General features: G+C 66.6%; 17 protein-coding genes. All 17 read right to left on the reverse strand.

Annotation, left to right across the window (positions count from 1 at the left end; genetic code table 11):
• Positions 1-47 precede the first annotated feature (47 nt).
• Positions 48-509 carry a cytochrome c-type biogenesis protein gene (locus tag GPJ75_RS14180; protein ID WP_163268994.1) on the reverse strand — a complete coding sequence of 154 codons (462 nt, stop codon included), beginning with the start codon at positions 507-509 and terminating at the stop codon, positions 48-50.
• Positions 506-2,497: a heme lyase CcmF/NrfE family subunit gene (locus tag GPJ75_RS14185; RefSeq protein ID WP_163268995.1), complete on the reverse strand. Its 1,992-nt coding sequence runs from the start codon at positions 2,495-2,497 to the stop codon at positions 506-508. Before GPJ75_RS14185 ends, GPJ75_RS14180 begins: the two co-directional genes overlap by 4 nt.
• 10 nt (positions 2,498-2,507) lie before the next feature.
• Positions 2,508-2,942: a cytochrome c maturation protein CcmE gene (ccmE, locus tag GPJ75_RS14190; RefSeq protein WP_163268996.1), complete on the reverse strand. Its 435-nt coding sequence runs from the start codon at positions 2,940-2,942 to the stop codon at positions 2,508-2,510.
• Positions 2,943-2,949: 7 nt separating this feature from the next.
• Positions 2,950-4,071: a c-type cytochrome biogenesis protein CcmI gene (gene ccmI / locus GPJ75_RS14195; protein ID WP_163268997.1), complete on the reverse strand. Its 1,122-nt coding sequence runs from the start codon at positions 4,069-4,071 to the stop codon at positions 2,950-2,952.
• Positions 4,072-4,153: 82 nt separating this feature from the next.
• On the reverse strand, positions 4,154-4,558 hold the full coding sequence (locus GPJ75_RS14200; RefSeq protein ID WP_246249060.1) for an RT0821/Lpp0805 family surface protein: 405 nt from the start codon (positions 4,556-4,558) through the stop codon (positions 4,154-4,156).
• A gap of 234 nt (positions 4,559-4,792) precedes the next feature.
• Positions 4,793-6,145 carry an ATP-binding protein gene (locus GPJ75_RS14205; protein ID WP_246249061.1) on the reverse strand — a complete coding sequence of 451 codons (1,353 nt, stop codon included), beginning with the start codon at positions 6,143-6,145 and terminating at the stop codon, positions 4,793-4,795.
• A 67-nt stretch (positions 6,146-6,212) separates the two neighbouring features.
• Entirely contained in the window at positions 6,213-6,878 is a 666-nt protein-coding gene (locus GPJ75_RS14210; protein WP_163269000.1) for a response regulator transcription factor, read from the reverse strand.
• A 69-nt stretch (positions 6,879-6,947) separates the two neighbouring features.
• Positions 6,948-7,238 carry a hypothetical protein gene (locus GPJ75_RS14215; RefSeq protein ID WP_163269001.1) on the reverse strand — a complete coding sequence of 97 codons (291 nt, stop codon included), beginning with the start codon at positions 7,236-7,238 and terminating at the stop codon, positions 6,948-6,950.
• A 118-nt stretch (positions 7,239-7,356) separates the two neighbouring features.
• On the reverse strand, positions 7,357-7,563 hold the full coding sequence (locus GPJ75_RS14220) for a hypothetical protein (RefSeq protein WP_163269002.1): 207 nt from the start codon (positions 7,561-7,563) through the stop codon (positions 7,357-7,359).
• Between the two features lie 32 nt (positions 7,564-7,595).
• Positions 7,596-11,489: a baseplate multidomain protein megatron gene (locus GPJ75_RS14225; RefSeq protein WP_163269003.1), complete on the reverse strand. Its 3,894-nt coding sequence runs from the start codon at positions 11,487-11,489 to the stop codon at positions 7,596-7,598.
• Positions 11,490-11,494: 5 nt separating this feature from the next.
• A complete protein-coding gene (locus GPJ75_RS14230) occupies positions 11,495-11,950 on the reverse strand; it encodes an NlpC/P60 family protein (RefSeq protein WP_163269004.1) in 456 nt (151 codons plus the stop codon).
• Positions 11,947-12,831: a DUF2163 domain-containing protein gene (locus GPJ75_RS14235; protein WP_163269305.1), complete on the reverse strand. Its 885-nt coding sequence runs from the start codon at positions 12,829-12,831 to the stop codon at positions 11,947-11,949. The genes GPJ75_RS14230 and GPJ75_RS14235 overlap by 4 nt, the downstream gene beginning before the upstream one ends.
• On the reverse strand, positions 12,831-13,469 hold the full coding sequence (locus GPJ75_RS14240; protein WP_163269306.1) for a DUF2460 domain-containing protein: 639 nt from the start codon (positions 13,467-13,469) through the stop codon (positions 12,831-12,833). Before GPJ75_RS14240 ends, GPJ75_RS14235 begins: the two co-directional genes overlap by 1 nt.
• 133 nt (positions 13,470-13,602) lie before the next feature.
• Positions 13,603-14,157 carry a phage tail tape measure protein gene (locus GPJ75_RS14245; RefSeq protein WP_163269005.1) on the reverse strand — a complete coding sequence of 185 codons (555 nt, stop codon included), beginning with the start codon at positions 14,155-14,157 and terminating at the stop codon, positions 13,603-13,605.
• Positions 14,147-14,479, reverse strand: coding sequence for a phage tail assembly chaperone (locus tag GPJ75_RS27600; RefSeq protein ID WP_343036232.1), 333 nt, complete (start codon positions 14,477-14,479; stop codon positions 14,147-14,149). Before GPJ75_RS27600 ends, GPJ75_RS14245 begins: the two co-directional genes overlap by 11 nt.
• A complete protein-coding gene (locus GPJ75_RS14255) occupies positions 14,377-14,721 on the reverse strand; it encodes a gene transfer agent family protein (RefSeq protein WP_163269007.1) in 345 nt (114 codons plus the stop codon). The genes GPJ75_RS27600 and GPJ75_RS14255 overlap by 103 nt, the downstream gene beginning before the upstream one ends.
• Positions 14,718-15,134 carry a phage major tail protein, TP901-1 family gene (locus GPJ75_RS14260; protein ID WP_163269008.1) on the reverse strand — a complete coding sequence of 139 codons (417 nt, stop codon included), beginning with the start codon at positions 15,132-15,134 and terminating at the stop codon, positions 14,718-14,720. The genes GPJ75_RS14255 and GPJ75_RS14260 overlap by 4 nt, the downstream gene beginning before the upstream one ends.
• Between the last annotated feature and the right edge of the window lie 4 nt (positions 15,135-15,138).

Raw genomic sequence — 15,138 nt, forward strand, 5'->3', positions numbered from 1 at the left:
ATTTCCGTGGCATGAAACTTTGGTAATGTTTCGCCGAGCGCGCGGCTTCAGTCGCGCTCGTCCAGAACGCTCTTGAGGGCCGCTTCCTCCTCTGCCGACAAGGTCGCGGCGCGGCGTTCCGTCCGCCGCCGCAGGTTGACGAAGGCGATGAGACCGCCGCCGATGAGGACGAGCACGGGTGTCGCCCAGAGAAGCGCGTTGCGGGCGCTCAAGCGCGGCTTCAAGAGCACGAACTCGCCATAGCGGGAGACGATGTAAGCCAGCACCTCTTCATCCGTGTCGCCCGCGCGGATGCGGTCGCGCACGAGAATGCGCAGGTCGCGGGCAAGGTCGGCATTGGAATCGTCGATCGACTGGTTCTGGCACACCATGCAGCGCAATTCGGCCGAAAGGTCGCGTGCCCGCGCTTCGAGCGCCGGATCGGCGAGCATCTCGTCGGGCTCCACCGCCGCGGCGGGCCAGGCAAGCGCCAGAAGCAGGAGAAGGAGAAGGAGGACCGTGCGGGTCACGAAGCCTCCTCGCCGGCGCTGGCGAGTGCGGCCTTGCGGCGGGCCGGTGCGCCGACACGCAATCTGCGGTCGAAGAGGGAGATGCCGCCGGCGCCCATCATCACCAGCGCGCCGATCCAGATGAGCGTGACCAGCGGCTTCCACCACATGTGCACGACAAGCCCGCCATTGTTCGTGGCGTCGCCGATGGACACGTAGAGCTGGCTGAGCCCGATGGTCCTTATGCCGGCCTCGGTGGTCGGCATGCCGCGCGCGGTGTAAAGGCGCTTGGAGGAGATAAGCTCGCCCAGCCGCAGGCTGTCGGCCCCGGTAAGGACGAAACGGGCGCGATCTTCCGTATAGTTCGGGCCCGTGAACGGCTGCAGCCCCTCAAAACGCAGCGCGTAACCGCCGATCTCGGCGGTCTGACCGGGCTGCATGGTCAAGATCCGCTCCGTCTCAAGCGTGGTGACGCAGACGACGCCGAGCGTCGTGAGCCCGAGACCAGCATGGGCCAGCGCTGTTCCGAACATGGAAAGCGGCAGGCCCCTGAACCGGCTGAATGCAGCAGCCGGCCCGACCTTGCCGACGCCGGCCTTGAGCGCCAGGTCGGTCATCGCGCCGAAGATGAGCCAGAGGCCGAGCCCGATGCCGAGAGCGGCGAAGGCCGAACCACGATTGATGAGGAAAAAGGCCAGAAACGCGCTGATGACGGCCGCCGCGAAGGCGAAATGCAGGCGCTGCGCCGCCCCCATCAGATCGCCCCGCTTCCAGGACAGGACGGGGCCGAAGGGAACGGCGGCAAGCAAAGGCAGGAAGAGCGGTACGAAGGTAAGGTTGAAGAAGGGGGCGCCGACGGAGATCTTCTCCCCCGTCACAGCCTCCAGCACGAGCGGATAGAGGGTGCCGACCAGCACCGTCGCCGCCGCGGTGGTCAGAAGCAGGTTGTTGAGGACCAGCGCCCCCTCGCGCGAGATCGGGTGGAACAGGCCACCGGGCGCCAGTGCCGCCGCGCGGAAGGCGAAGAGCGCCAGCGCGCCGCCGATGAAGAGTACCAGAATGGCCAGGATGAAGACGCCGCGGGTCGGGTCGGAGGCAAAGGCGTGCACCGAGGTCAAAACGCCGGAGCGCACCAGGAACGTGCCGAGAAGCGACAGAGAAAAAGTGAGAATGGCTAGAAGCACCGTCCAGATCTTCAAGGCCGAGCGCTTTTCCATGACGATCGCCGAGTGCAGGAGCGCAGTGCCCGCCAGCCACGGCATGAAGGAGGCGTTCTCCACCGGATCCCAGAACCAGAACCCGCCCCAGCCGAGCTCGTAATAGGCCCAGTAGGAGCCCATGGCGATGCCGCCCGTCAGAAACGCCCAGGCGGCCAGCGTCCACGGCCGTACCCAGCGCGCCCAGGCCGCATCGACACGCCCGTCGATCAGCGCGGCGGCGGCAAATGAGAACGAGATCGAGAAGCCGACATAGCCGAGATAAAGCAGCGGGGGGTGAATGGCGAGCCCGACATCCTGCAGGATGGGGTTGAGGTCGCGCCCCTCGATGGGCGCCGGCTGCAGGCGGGCGAACGGGTTCGAGGTTAGGAGGATGAAAAGCAGGAAGGCGCTGGCGATCAGCCCCTGCACGGCCAGCACATTGGCCTTCAGCGTCGGCGGCAGGTTGCGGCCGAAGGCGGCGACCAGCGCGCCGAAGAACGACAGGATCAGCACCCACAGGAGCATGGAGCCTTCATGGTTGCCCCAGGTTCCGGTGATCTTGAAGAGCAGCGGCTTGGCCGAGTGCGAGTTCTCCCACACGTTGACGACGGAAAAGTCCGACTGCACATAGGCAAGCATCAGCGCGGCGAAGGCGGCGGCGAGAAGGGCAAGGCCGGTGATGGCGGCGGGCTCACCCACGCGCATCAGCGAAAGGCTGCCGATCCGCGCGCCGACAAACGGCACGAAGAACTGCACCAGCGCCAGCGCCAGTGCCAGGACGAGAGCGAAATGGCCGAGCTCGACGCTCATGGATACCGCCTCATTCTTCCTGCCAAACGCCTCTCTCCTTCAGGCTGTCCGCCACTTCCCTGGGCATATAGGCCTCGTCATGCTTGGCCAGCACAGTATCAGCCAGGAGAACGCCGTCCTCTCCGAAGGCGCCTTCCACCACCACCCCCTGCTCCTCGCGGAAGAGGTCCGGCAGGATGCGGTCGTAGACCACGGGAACGGTATGCTCGTAGTCGGTGACGGCGAAACGCACGCGCGTCCCCTCGCCGCGCACGATCGAGCCCTTTTCCACCAGCCCGCCAAGGCGGATGCGGTCGCCGGCGCCGGCGGGCTGCGCCAAGAGATCGACAGGCATGTAAAAATAGGACGTCTGCTGACCGAGCGCATAAAACGTCAGCGCCGCTGCCAGGGCGAGGAAGCCCATCCCGGAGCCGATCACGGCCAGCCGCTTCTGCTTGCGCGTCACGTCACACCTACTCGTCTTGCGGGACGCCCAGCGTCTCCGCGTATTCCGTCAATGTCTCGGCTTCCTCGCTGCCGGCGCCGAATGCCGCCAGCGCGCGCTCCAACGCCTCGCTGGCCTCGCCCTTCCTGCCCAGAACGACATAGGAGCGCAAAAGCCGCCGCCAAGCTTCAATATCGGCCGGGTCCTCGCGCAGCCGCGCATCGAGGCTGGCCACCATTCCTTCTATCATCTCCTGACGCGCTGCGGGCGTCATCTCCTCAGCTGCAGTGATATCCGCCTCGGAGGGGCCCGGCGCCTCGCCTTCACTGCCGTTGAGGCCGGCGATTGCCTGCCCGGCGACCTCCTTCCACGGCGAATCCTCAGGAAGTCCTGCCGCCATCTTCTCCCAGATAGTGCGCGCTTCCGTCGTATTTCCCTCCTGCGCTCGCGCCATGGCGATGAAGAAGCGTGCACGAGGATTGGTCGCGTCGATCTCAAGCGCCCGTTCGAACGCCGCCTCCGCCTCCGCGGTGACGATACCGCCCGCTTCGCCCACCAGGGCCTCACCGAGAGCCGCCTCGCGCGCCGCGCTCGGTCCGGTGAGCGCGATCGTCTTGCGGTAGGCCGCCGCCGCATCGCCGTAGCGCCCCAGCCGCGTATAGATCGGCGCCAAGACCTCCCACCCCCGGGCATCCTGCGGATTGTCCGCGAGATGAGCCTCCGCGCGGGCGACCAACTCGTCGATCGAAGCCTGCGAGGGATCGACCGTCAGCCGCGCCTGCAGGGGAAGGGCAGGCATGCCCGGCGAGCCGAGGAATGCATAGAGGCCCCAGCTCACCAACGGCACCGCCAGCACGGCCGCCGCTGCGATGGTGCGGGCCGAGCGCCCGCCTCCTGCGGCGGCATCGTCCTTCCCAGTCTCGCTCAAGCGCAGGATGCGGCGCCCGATCTCGGCGCGCGCCTCGGCCGCGTCGGCCTTGGAAATCAGCCCGCGCCCGACCTCCTGCTCAAGCTCGGCAAGCTGGTCGCGATAGACGGCAAGGTCGTGCTCCATGCCCGCGCGCTGGTCCCCGCGCCGGCGCAGGAAGGGCAGCATCACCGCCAACGAGGCGATGAGCGTCAGAAGCGCGGCTAGAACCCAGAACAACATGTCTGTTCAAATATCCGTCACGCCGGGCGGTGCCAACTCCCTCGGCATGCGGCCTTTTGGCATGACCGGAGCCTTGCTGGTGTCAGTTGAGCAACGTCCAGCTTCCATCGGGATTGCGGCAGGCGGTGCCACGCACCGAGCGCGCCGATCCGCCCGCGTTCACCACGTGCGAATAGGGCCGGCAATCCTGCGAGCCCACGCGATAGGGCTGTGCCGCGGTCACCGTGCCGCCGTGGCCGGTCTTCTCGTCGCGCCAGGCCACCGGCTCGCCGGCAGGCGCCGATTCGAGCGCCCGGTACTCGGCATTGACAGCCTCAAGCCGCTCGCGCCGCGATAATTCGGCGCCTGCGCTCGCCACCAACCCGCCACCGACGATCCCGGCGACCGGCTCGCCGGAACCAGCGCCGATGGAGCGGGTGAGCCGCGCATCGGCGGTTCCGGGCAAGCCACCCATGGCGCAGCCCGAAAGCGCAAAAATTGCAAACATGACAAACGCCGGGAATTTCATCGCCGCATCAAGCCCTTCAACCCGCTCCACAAAAAGCGCCGTCGCCTATAGACCATGTTTGACGGAATTTTGTCCACCTTCCCGCCTTCCCAGTGGTCTGACCCAAACAGATGGTACCCATCTGTTTGGAGAAATCAGCCCACAAGCTATTAATCTGGTGGGGCGATTTGCCCTGACAGATGGGGACCATCTGTCAGGATCGCACCACTAGCCTCACGCGCTCAAAAGCGTCACTTCCGCTCTCAAGCCGCCAAGCTGCGAGCGTTCCAGCGAAAGCCCGCCACCGTACTCCTCCACCAGATCGGCGACAATCGCCAGGCCGAGCCCGGTTCCCGGCTTGGTTTCATCGAGCCGCCTTCCCCGCTTCAGCGCCTGCCGCGCCTGGTCTTCCGGTATCCCCGGTCCGTCATCCTCGACGACGATGCGGAAGCTGCGCTCTTCGCCCTCCTCTTGCGGCGGATGGAGCGACAGCGCGACGCGGCCGCGCGCCCATTTCATCGCGTTTTCCAGGAGGTTGCCGGTGATCTCCTCAAGGTCCTCCCGCTCGCCGGCGAACACCACGGCTTCCTCCGGCAGGCGAACCGTCAGCTTTTTCTCGGGATTGAGCTTCTCCGTTACCCGCACCATACGCTCCAGCGTCTCGTTCACCGGGCTGCGTTGGGCGAGTGCGCTGCGCTGGGCAGCAGCGCGGGCGCGCAGGAGATAGTGGTCAATCTGCTGCTGCATGGCCGAAGCCTGGGTGGAAATCAGCGTCCCCTGCCCACCGCCCATGGCGCGGCCCTCGTTCATCAACACCGCCAGCGGCGTCTTCAATGAGTGGGCGAGATTGCCCACCTGCTTGCGCGAGCGCTCGATGATACGGCGGTTGCTCTCGATCAGCGCATTGGTTTCATCCGCCAGCGGTGCGATCTCCCCGGGAAAAGGTCCGGAGAGCCGCTCCGCAGTACCGGCGCGTATATTGGCGAGCGCCCGGCGGATTCCCTGCAGCGGCCTGAGCGCAATCAGGATAGCGAAGGCGTTGATCGCCACCATGCCTAGCCCGAAAATGGCCAGATAGACAAAAAGCCGCCGCGCGAAATCGTCGATCTCCCGCTCCAATTCGCTGCGGTTGCCCATGACGCGGAAGCGGGCTATGCGGTCGGCCTCGTCGAGCACGATCTCCGCCTCCAGCACCTGGATATCGTCCCCACCCGGCCCTTTCGCCAGATAGCTGCGCTGAAATTCGCGGTTGAAGGGCACGACGTTCTGCGCCGGCGAAGGCACGCTCCCCACCAGCGACGGCGAACGCAGCAGATTGCGCAGAGCCTCGGACGCCGGCTCGACGGACCAGTACCAGCCCGATAGCGGTTCGGAAAAGCGTAGGTCCCCGAGGTTCGGACTGCCCACCAGGCTGCCCGCCCCGGACGCGCTCACCGAGGCGATCAGGTTGAAAAGATGGGCGGAGAGAACCTCCTCGAAGCCGCGGTTGCTGACCTGCCGGAACAACGTCGAGATCACGGTGGCGATAACCACCAGCGCGATGATGGCCCAAATGGAGGAGAAGGCGACGACGCGAAAGGTCACCATCCGCGGCAGCCGCCGAAGCCGCGACAAAAACGCCACCTTAGGCGATTTCACCCTTCGCTCAGCCCGTTCAGGCATTCGGCTCGCGCAAGCGGTAGCCCATTCCCCGGACGGTCTCGATGAGGTCCGAACCCAGCTTCTTACGCAGACGTCCCACAAACACTTCTATCGTGTTGGAATCACGATCGAAATCCTGATCGTACAAATGCTCGACCAGCTCGGTGCGCGAGACTACCGAGCCCTTGTGGTGCATGAGATAGGCGAGCATCCGGTACTCGTGCGAGGTCAACTTCAGCGGCACCCCGTCCACATCGGCCTTGGAGGCCTTGGTGTCGAGCCTTAGCGGTCCGCAGAAAAGCTCCGGCGAGGCATGCCCCGCCGCGCGGCGGATGAGCGCGCGCAGGCGCGCCAGGATTTCTTCCATGTGGAAGGGCTTTGTCACGTAGTCGTCGGCGCCCGCGTCGATGCCGGAGACCTTGTCGCTCCAGCGGTCGCGCGCCGTCAGGATGAGCACGGGCATCTTGCGCCCATCCTGGCGCCAGCGTTCCAGCACGCTGATGCCATCCATCTGCGGCAGGCCGATGTCGAGCACCGCGGCGTCATAGGGCTCCGTATCACCGAGAAAATGCCCCTCCTCGCCATCGAAGGCGCGGTCCACCACATAGCCGGCATCCTCCAGCGCACTTGAGATCTGCCGGTTCAGGTCCTTGTCGTCCTCGACAACGAGTATGCGCATGGTCGCTCGCTCCAGACAGAAAATCGGTGAACAGGATAGCCGATCCGCCGGAAACATCACCCCTGATTTTTATTGTGCCGGAACGGTGAACTCCGCGCGCCGCGGCCTTCCGCCGTCCTTGCCAGGCACCAGGACCACGATCCTGCAGACGGTTTGACCGCCGCGCGATTCCTCCGAGGCTTTCGCCAGTGTACCCCCCTGTTCGGCGGCGATCCGCTGGCCGATGGCATAGCAATCCGCGCCCTGGGCGAGGAGCATCGGCTTCCCGGCCTGCTCTTGGCCGGATGCACCCGTGGCAACGAACGCCACCGCCAGCGCGGCCGATGCGGTCAGAATGGATATGGAGCGAAGCTGTTTCATGCTGCCGTGTCTAGCTCACCAGGGCTGAACGGAGAATGAACAATGAAAGCGCGCCGATGCCAAGGTCGCAATTTTGGGCCGCATGCGCGGGAAGGTCCCCGCGCATGCGGCCCAGGCATCAGTTGATGCGGCGGTCGGCCGCCAGCCGGCCGAAAATCGCCAGCAGGCCGGATATGGCGGTGATCGCCTGCAGCAGCGTCTCCACCAGCGCCTGATTGTCGACCTCCTCGACAGGCATCCCCAAGAGACCGCCCGTACCGGCGACGACGGTCACCACGGACGCCCAGATGGTGCGCGACAGATACCAGGGTTTCGTTTCGTTCATAGCAAACTCCTTTCCAGCTGATCCTTACTTCCTCACGCCATTGCAACTGTCCGCCGCACGGCTAGGCCGGCGCCAATTGCAGCGCTCAGTTGACGCACCGTCACGTCGACCGCCGCCGGCAACTCGGCGAAATCCGCGGCGGCCATCGCCGCCGTGTAGGTCCATTGGGGGAGAGCCGTGTCGGTGCTGCGTACGGCAGCACCGCCCACTGGCGCGATCTCGACGCGGTAGCGCTCCTGTGCCTCTCCGAGAGGGATATCTGCACCCAGCCAGCCATCGGCATCCACGCGCCCGCGCCGCACCCAGGAAAGGGAAAGGTCGCCGCGCTCGATCCGCCCTTTAAGATGCACCGGCGACAGCGGCAGCAATGCCCGCACGCCGCCGGTAACCCGCTCAAGCAGGAAATTTTCTTCCGACGGGTTGAACCCCGCCGGCCCCACCCGCCAGTTGAGATCGAGGCCGATCTCCCCCGCCCTGAGTCCGGCCGGAGCCACCGCCTCGTCGAGAAGCACGAAGGGTGCTCCCTCCGCGGCGCCCGCCGCCATCGCATCGTTGGTTCCGAGTTGACCGCGCAGCAAGCCGGCAAGCCGCCATACCGAGGGCGAGATCTCCTCCGCCGTGTCGAACTGAAGGATCTCCCACCCCCCCGCCAGCGAGCGTACGGCCGCCGCGTTCCCACCATTCAGCACTTGAAGCCGCGACAAGCTCTGCAACTCGCCATCATAAAGCCGCACCGTCACCGCAGTCGCACTGTCCCGCCTTCCTTCCGCCGCCCCGCCGGGCAGCGCCACGACAAGCGCGCCGATCACTGCTCTAAGGCCCACGGTCGAGCGCAGGACAAATCCCGTCTCCTCCGGCGAAGCCAGCACCGCTTGGCTGCGCCAGGGCTTGGCCCGTAGGGCGAGGCGCAACTGATCCTGCGGAGCGTCCTCGCTCGTGCGCACCGGCAGGTCGAGAAAGAGCGCGTGCGGGCGCCCCGGCGCGAAGCTCTCTCCGGTCTCGCGCCGGGGAATGCCGGCCCCGGAGGCGGGTGCTGCCGCCACACGCACGATGCGCCGTGCCCTGACCAGCCGTGCCAGCCCATCTTCGATCTCCGTCGCCAGATAATCCGGCCCTTGCGGCGCATTCGGCAGCCGGAAAACGCTTCCCACCTCCAGCCGCTGTTCCGTCAACGGTATGGAAAACGCCACGCGCTCGCGCCCGTCCCAGCTGCGGCGCAGGAGGTCGCGCACCAGCCCGTTCGCCTCGTCGGCGGAAAGCACGCCGGGAAAGCTGACGAAGCTCGTCCCGCTCCCCTTCGCGCCTACATAATTCGCCGCCGCCGTTGCCGACTGGTGGTCGTTTAGCGGATTGCGGAAATCGAGTTGGGCGAGTGCCGGCAGCGCATGATCGGGTGTGCGCACCCGCTCCACCATCTCACGCCCCTCCTCCACCACCAGTTCATCGAGCAGCAGCGTTTCGCCCGCCCCCGCTCCTTCGGTGGCGAATATCAGCCCCTCCTCTCCGTCGCGCGCGCCGACGCCGAACAGTGTCGCCAGCGGCTCGATGGCCGCGCGAGCCGTTGTCGGATCGGTGACGACATAGCCCGCCACCGTCCCGTCCGCCCGCGTCGCATCGGCGGCCGGAAGCCCGTGGTCGGCAAGGATCGCCTCGATCAGCGCGCCCACCGAAACGCCGCTCAGCCGGCCGTTCAGCCAGTGCCCGTGCGCCCAGTTCTCGCCGTCACCCCAGACATCTGCGTAGGTCGGAAAGGCCGGAAATGGCCGCGCATCCCACGCCCACAGGCTGATCGCGCCGACATCCACCATCGGCCCGCCATAGACTGCCGAGATCGGGTTTGCTGCCGCTCCGCCATCCGCCCAATGCGCGTAATGAGCGGCCAGGAACCGCTGCTGCGCCAGGTCAGAGCGCCCGCCGCTGGAAAAGTGCGGAAGCACGTTCTCCGAAGACTTCGGGTCGGGAAACACGTTCGGCTGGTTCGGACCCTTGTCCACCGCGGCGCAGCCAAGCTCGGTGAAGTGGAACGGCTTCGACTGCGGCACCCAGGCCGTGGGCTCGGCTTCCTCCACCCCTCCGATGCGGTTGAAGTGGCGGTTCGACCACCAGCCCACCAGATCCTTGTAGCGGAACACCCAGTCTTTGCCGTAAGCCCCATCGCTGATGGGTGAGCGTAGCCTAGCCGCCCGATCCGCCTCACTCGCATAATACCAGTCGAACCCCTCGCCCGAGGTGATCGCGGCGCGCAGTCCCTCCAGGTCGTAGGGCCCGGCAAACCCGTCGGGGTTTTCCCCTCCCACGTCCGAATCCCGCCAGTCGGAGAGCGGCATATAATTGTCGATGCCCACCGCATCGACGTCGGCATGCGCCCACAGGCTGTCCAGGTGAAAGAACACGTCCCCCGACCCATCCGCCGGCTGATGCCCGAAATACTCGCTCCAGTCCGCCCCGTAGGTGATCGTCGTCGCCGCTCCCAGAACGCCGCGCACCTGGCCCGCGAGCTCTTGCAGGATCTCGACAAAGGGGAACCTGTTCTCCCCATCACGCACCGTCGTCAGCCCGCGCATCTCCGAACCGAGAAGAAACGTGTCCACCCCGCCGGCGGCGGCCGCCAGGTGCGCATAGTGCAGCACAAGCCGCCGGTAGCTCCATTCGTCCGGATCGCCCGCGAACCGAATCGAATCCGCCTCCGGCGAAAACTGCCCCGGCGAGGCCAGCCCCGCCAGCTCCTCGATCTGAACCCGTGCAAGGGCCGTTTTGTCGGCGGTCCCCGGCTGGCCGGGGGCGGGATAGCAGGTGATACGCCCGCGCCACGGGTAGGCCGCCTGCTCGGTGCCGCCATAGGGGTCCGGCAGGTCGTTGCCCGCCGGCACATCCATCATGATGAAGGGATAGAGCCCCACCTTCAGTCCGCGCTGCCTGATGGCGGCGATCGCCTCCATCACCGAGCGGTCCGTGGGCGTCCCGCCAAAAGCGGCCCTCCCGTCAACCTGCGAGACGACCTGTGCCTCCTCCCGGTCGATGCCCGAAACGCGCCACGGCTGCGAAAGTCCCGCCGGGTTTGTATGCGTCACCATCGGCCGGATGGTGCAGTGCCCGGCATTCAGGTCCGTCCCGAACCACGCGACCACCAGCGACACGCTCTCAAGGTTTGGGCATAGTGCCTGCAGCTCGTCGAGCGCGGCTTCGAAGTCCGTCGCCGCCGCCCGATTGTGCCGGTTCACCGCCCTGGTCTCGCCGGGATCGCCTGTCTGCTTCACCAATGTCGGCGACAGACCGTACTCGGTCGCGCCCGGTATCAGCGACACTGACCGGACGCGCCGGTTGAGCCCATCCACCGGCCGCATCACCTCGAACTGGAACTGCGGAATGCGGCGCCCGTAGTCATCGATGGGAAAGCGCTCGATCACCAGATAGGCCGTGCCGCGATAGGCCGGCGCATTGCCTGTGCCCTGCTTCGCCTCGATCAGCGGGTCCACCGGCTGGTCTTGCGAGCCCTGATAGACCCGTATCTCCAGCCGCTCGCGGTCGACCTCCTGCCCGTCGGCCCATACCCGCCGCACGCCTGCGATCTCGCCCTCGCACAGCGCAAAGGCCGCGTTGGCGAAATAGGAATAGGTCGTGACCTTCGGTCCCCCTTTTCCGCCCTGCCGCTCCGTCCTGCTCCTCTCCTCGAAGTGCGTCGCCCAGATCAGCGTCCCGCCCACACGTACAGTTCCGTAGACCCGTGGCAACGGCGCTCCTTCCTCCGCCGTCAGCGGCCGCGCCGCCGCGAGCCGCGGCCCCTCGTAGTGCTTGGTCGAGTCGATGATCGCCCGGTCGATCACGTAGCCCGCCATGGCTCCCGCTGCCGAGCCGATCGCCGAGCCAACCGGCCCCAGCACCCCGCCCAGAAAGGCGCCGGCGGCCTGCAGAACGATTGTCGCCATCTGGCCTATCTCTCTCCCGTTGCAGGAAACGCGAACACGCCGGCGATCCGCCGCCGCCACTGCGGTACGAGTTGAGACACCACCACCGCCTGCCCTTCATAGGCATGGACGAACGCGTCCTCGCCAGCGAGAATGCCCGCATGCTTGGCCGGCAGATGCGGCCGCCAGCGGAAAAGCACCACCCGCCCCGCCTCCAGCCCACCGTCCGCGCATTCCACGAAATGCCGTCGGGCAGCCGCAAAAAGCCGCTCCCCGCCCCCGGTCTCCGCCCAATCCATGCTGTAGGGGCCAGCTGCCTCCGGCTCCGCCCCATAGAGCGCCCGCCAGACCCCGCGCACCAGCCCAAGGCAATCGCAGGCAATCCCCTTGCTGCTTGCCTGGTGCCGATACGGTGTGCCCACCCAGGACAACGCCTCGTCCACCACCGCCTCGTCCAAGGCGGCCCTCTCCGCTCTGCTCATTCCACCAACGGACCGCCGTCAAACGTCTGTTCCTCGGTGACGTAGCTATAGGCAGCGTCGTTCCCCGGTAGATGCGGAAAGCCGCGAAAATTCGCGCTGTTGGCAAATTTCGCCTTGCAGGTCGAAAACCGCTTGTCGCAGCCCGCGACGACCGTCAGCGCATCCCCCGGCGCCACCGCCGCCGCCGCGTCCCACCAAAGGTCGAGCACCACGCCGTCCACCCCCTTGCGATGCGCCGCCACGCGCTCGCGGCGCCCGGCGCTCGCGCCGGACATCCAGGTCACAACCCCATTCGTGAACCAGCCCGTTTCAAACGCATCGAGCCCGGAGACGATGACGCTGTTGCCGTTCACCCCCTCCAGAATTCCGTTGCCCTGGAATCCCCCTGCATCGAGATCGACCCCGCACCGCGCATCCCCCAGTTCCGCATCGCAGCTCCGCCGTACGGTGCGCCCGTTGGTCTGGTCCAGCGCCCGCTCCGGGCTTTCCAGTTCCGCCACGAAGCGTCCGTCGCGCCGGGCGATCTGCCCGATCACCGCGCGGCGCAGCCGCGCGAACTGGCTGGCGTCCTGCCAGTTGACCAGCAGCGTCTCCACTCTTGCCCCGTCATAGACCCCCGCCAGGATGTCGGCCTCCTCGATATCCAGTGCCGACAGCGCCCCCTCCACGTCCACGGTGTCCACCGCCAGCCCCAGTGAACGCCGCGCTTCGCTCGCCGAAAGCCCCGTCTCCGGCATAAACGCCATGCCGTCGCAGACGACCTCGCGGTCATGATCGGTAAAACCCATTACGGTGCCGTCGCTGCGGGTCAGCCGCCAGCAATGGCACAGCGTCGTAACCTCGCCTTCCAGATGCGCCGCAAGGGCCGCCGCCACGGGCATCACAACACCTCCACCAGTGGAATGGATGGGATCTGCCCCGCCTTGAACGTCGTCACGCTCGCCGATAACCGTTCGATGTCGAAGCGCACCGGAACGTCGAACTCGTATCCCGCCGTCACTTCCTCGCCGTCCGCCGGAACGGCTCCGGCAACGAAGACCACCTCCCCCGTCTCCGCGTCGATCGAATAATCGGCTGAGATCACCTTCGGCTCCCCCGCCACCGCGACAAGGACGCTCCCCGCCACCGGCCTGGCGATCACCCGCTCATAAGCGTCTGCTCCCTCTCCATAGGTCTTCACCATGCGAAATCGCTCCCGCACCCCATCGCCCACGCCAATCACCTGATCGAACGCGGAAGGCGCCTCCTGCGGACCGCACGACCTCCAATCGAACGGATCGCGAAACCGAAAGGCATGCAACGATCCCCGCCGCGCCTCGAAGAAGCCCAGCACCGCGTACAGGTCCTCGATCGAGCGCACTCCCGTTCCCGCATCGTAATGCCGGCGCGAACGGCTAACTCGCGCATTGCGCTTCTCCCGCCCCGAGGAAAGCTGCACGATTTCGTTGCGCCGCTCCGGCCCGCCGGTCGCGCCAAAAGAGACGCCGAGCGGAAAGCGGACGTCGTGAAAGCTCTGCATTGGCTCCTGCCTCACTTCAGATATGCATTTTTTAGGAGGCTGTTTTCCGTACGGTTTGAATCCCTTGGCCACGGATCCTCAGATCTGACCCGAGGATAAGCGGCCAAGAGATGGAAGCGCCGACTCATCCGCCTCACAACCCACGTGTCCCCCTTGTGACCACCCGCGTCAGCATTCCCGCGACCTGTGCCTCCGACTTGCGGAAGGAGGCCGCATCCTGCGTCGTCACATTGAACACGATGGTCGGCGCCGCCGCGCCGCCGCCCGACGCCACGCCAAGCCGTCCGTCCGCCGTCCTTTGCAGGGGCAAGATCGCTTCCGCCCCCGCCTCCCCCATCAGCCCGATGTTCCGCCCGGCCGGAAAATAGGTCGGCGCCGAAACCACACCCCCGCCCGCAAAGGGCACGACCCCGCCCTTGGCAAAAGGCAGCACACCGCCGAGGAGCCCACCGAGCAGCCCGCCCGCCAGGCTCTGCAACGGTCGCAGTCCCTGCTCCAGCGCCATGCCTGCCAGATTGAGCCCGATCTTGCGCAGCACGTCCTCCAGCGACTTGCCGCTCACCACCGCGCCCTTCAGCGCCCCCGTCAGTTGCGTCCCAAAGCTCTCCGAAAGCCCTGTCAGGTTCTCCAGTGCCGCCTCGAATGGCGCCGTATCGGCGACGATCGGCACCCGCACTTCATCCGCCATCCCATGTCTCCTGATTGTCCGGGAAAAGCCGCATCAGCCGGTGAAGCTCCGCCCGACCGGGCGCTTGCTCCCTTGCAAGCCCCAGCGCCTCCAGCGCGGCGTTGAATTCGAGCGGCGTCATCGCCCAGAAGGCGGCCGGCGACAGCCGCAGCAGGCCGAAGGCCGTCCCCATCACCTCCCGCCAGGGAAAGGGGGGCCTCCTTGCTCCCGCTGCGGCGTCTAAGGGTTTTCGCCCCGACCTCCCTCCGGCGCCCCCGCCCCGAACGTCACGGAGAGCAATTCTCCGACAAGCGCTGCAAAACCCGCCGCGCCTCCCTCGCAGCGCATGGCCCGCACGTCCTCGTCGCTCACCTCGTGGCCGCCGCCGCGCAGACCCGCGGCAATCACCGCCGCCATATCCCGTGCCGAAAGCCGGCCGCTCGAAAACCGCTCCACCAGCCGGTTCAGGTCCTCGGCTTCGAATGCCGCCTCCAGCTCCGCCAGCGCCCCCAGTGTCAAGCACAGCCGATACTCACGTCCGTCGAGCCTGGCCGCCACCTCGCCGCGCCGCCTGTTCACGCTCATGGTGCCACCGCGAAGCTCACCGGCCCCGCCGATTCCAGCGCGATCTCGAACGTCACTTCCCCGTCGTGACTGCCCGAATACTCAAGCGCGGTGATCTGAAAGCCCCCTGAAACGGTTCCGAAATCGGGAATGGCGAACTGCCAGGCCGCGATCTCGCCGGCAAAGAACCGGCCCCTGATCATCGCGTCCGATTGTGCGTCCTTAAATATCCCCGACCCGCTGACGGAGGCCCGCTGCACGCCACTACCGGCGAGCAGCTCCCGCCACCTGCCCACCGAATCCGCATCGGTGATGTCCACCGTCTCGCTGTTGAAGGCCAGCCTCTTCGTCCGCAGTCCCGCCACGGTGACGAAACGCCCCTGCCCGTCCTCGTCCAGCTTGAGGAGCAGGTCCTTCCCCTTCTGCGCACCCATCCAT

This window comes from Chelativorans alearensis, from assembly GCF_010993735.1.
Classification (GTDB): domain Bacteria; phylum Pseudomonadota; class Alphaproteobacteria; order Rhizobiales; family Rhizobiaceae; genus Chelativorans; species Chelativorans alearense.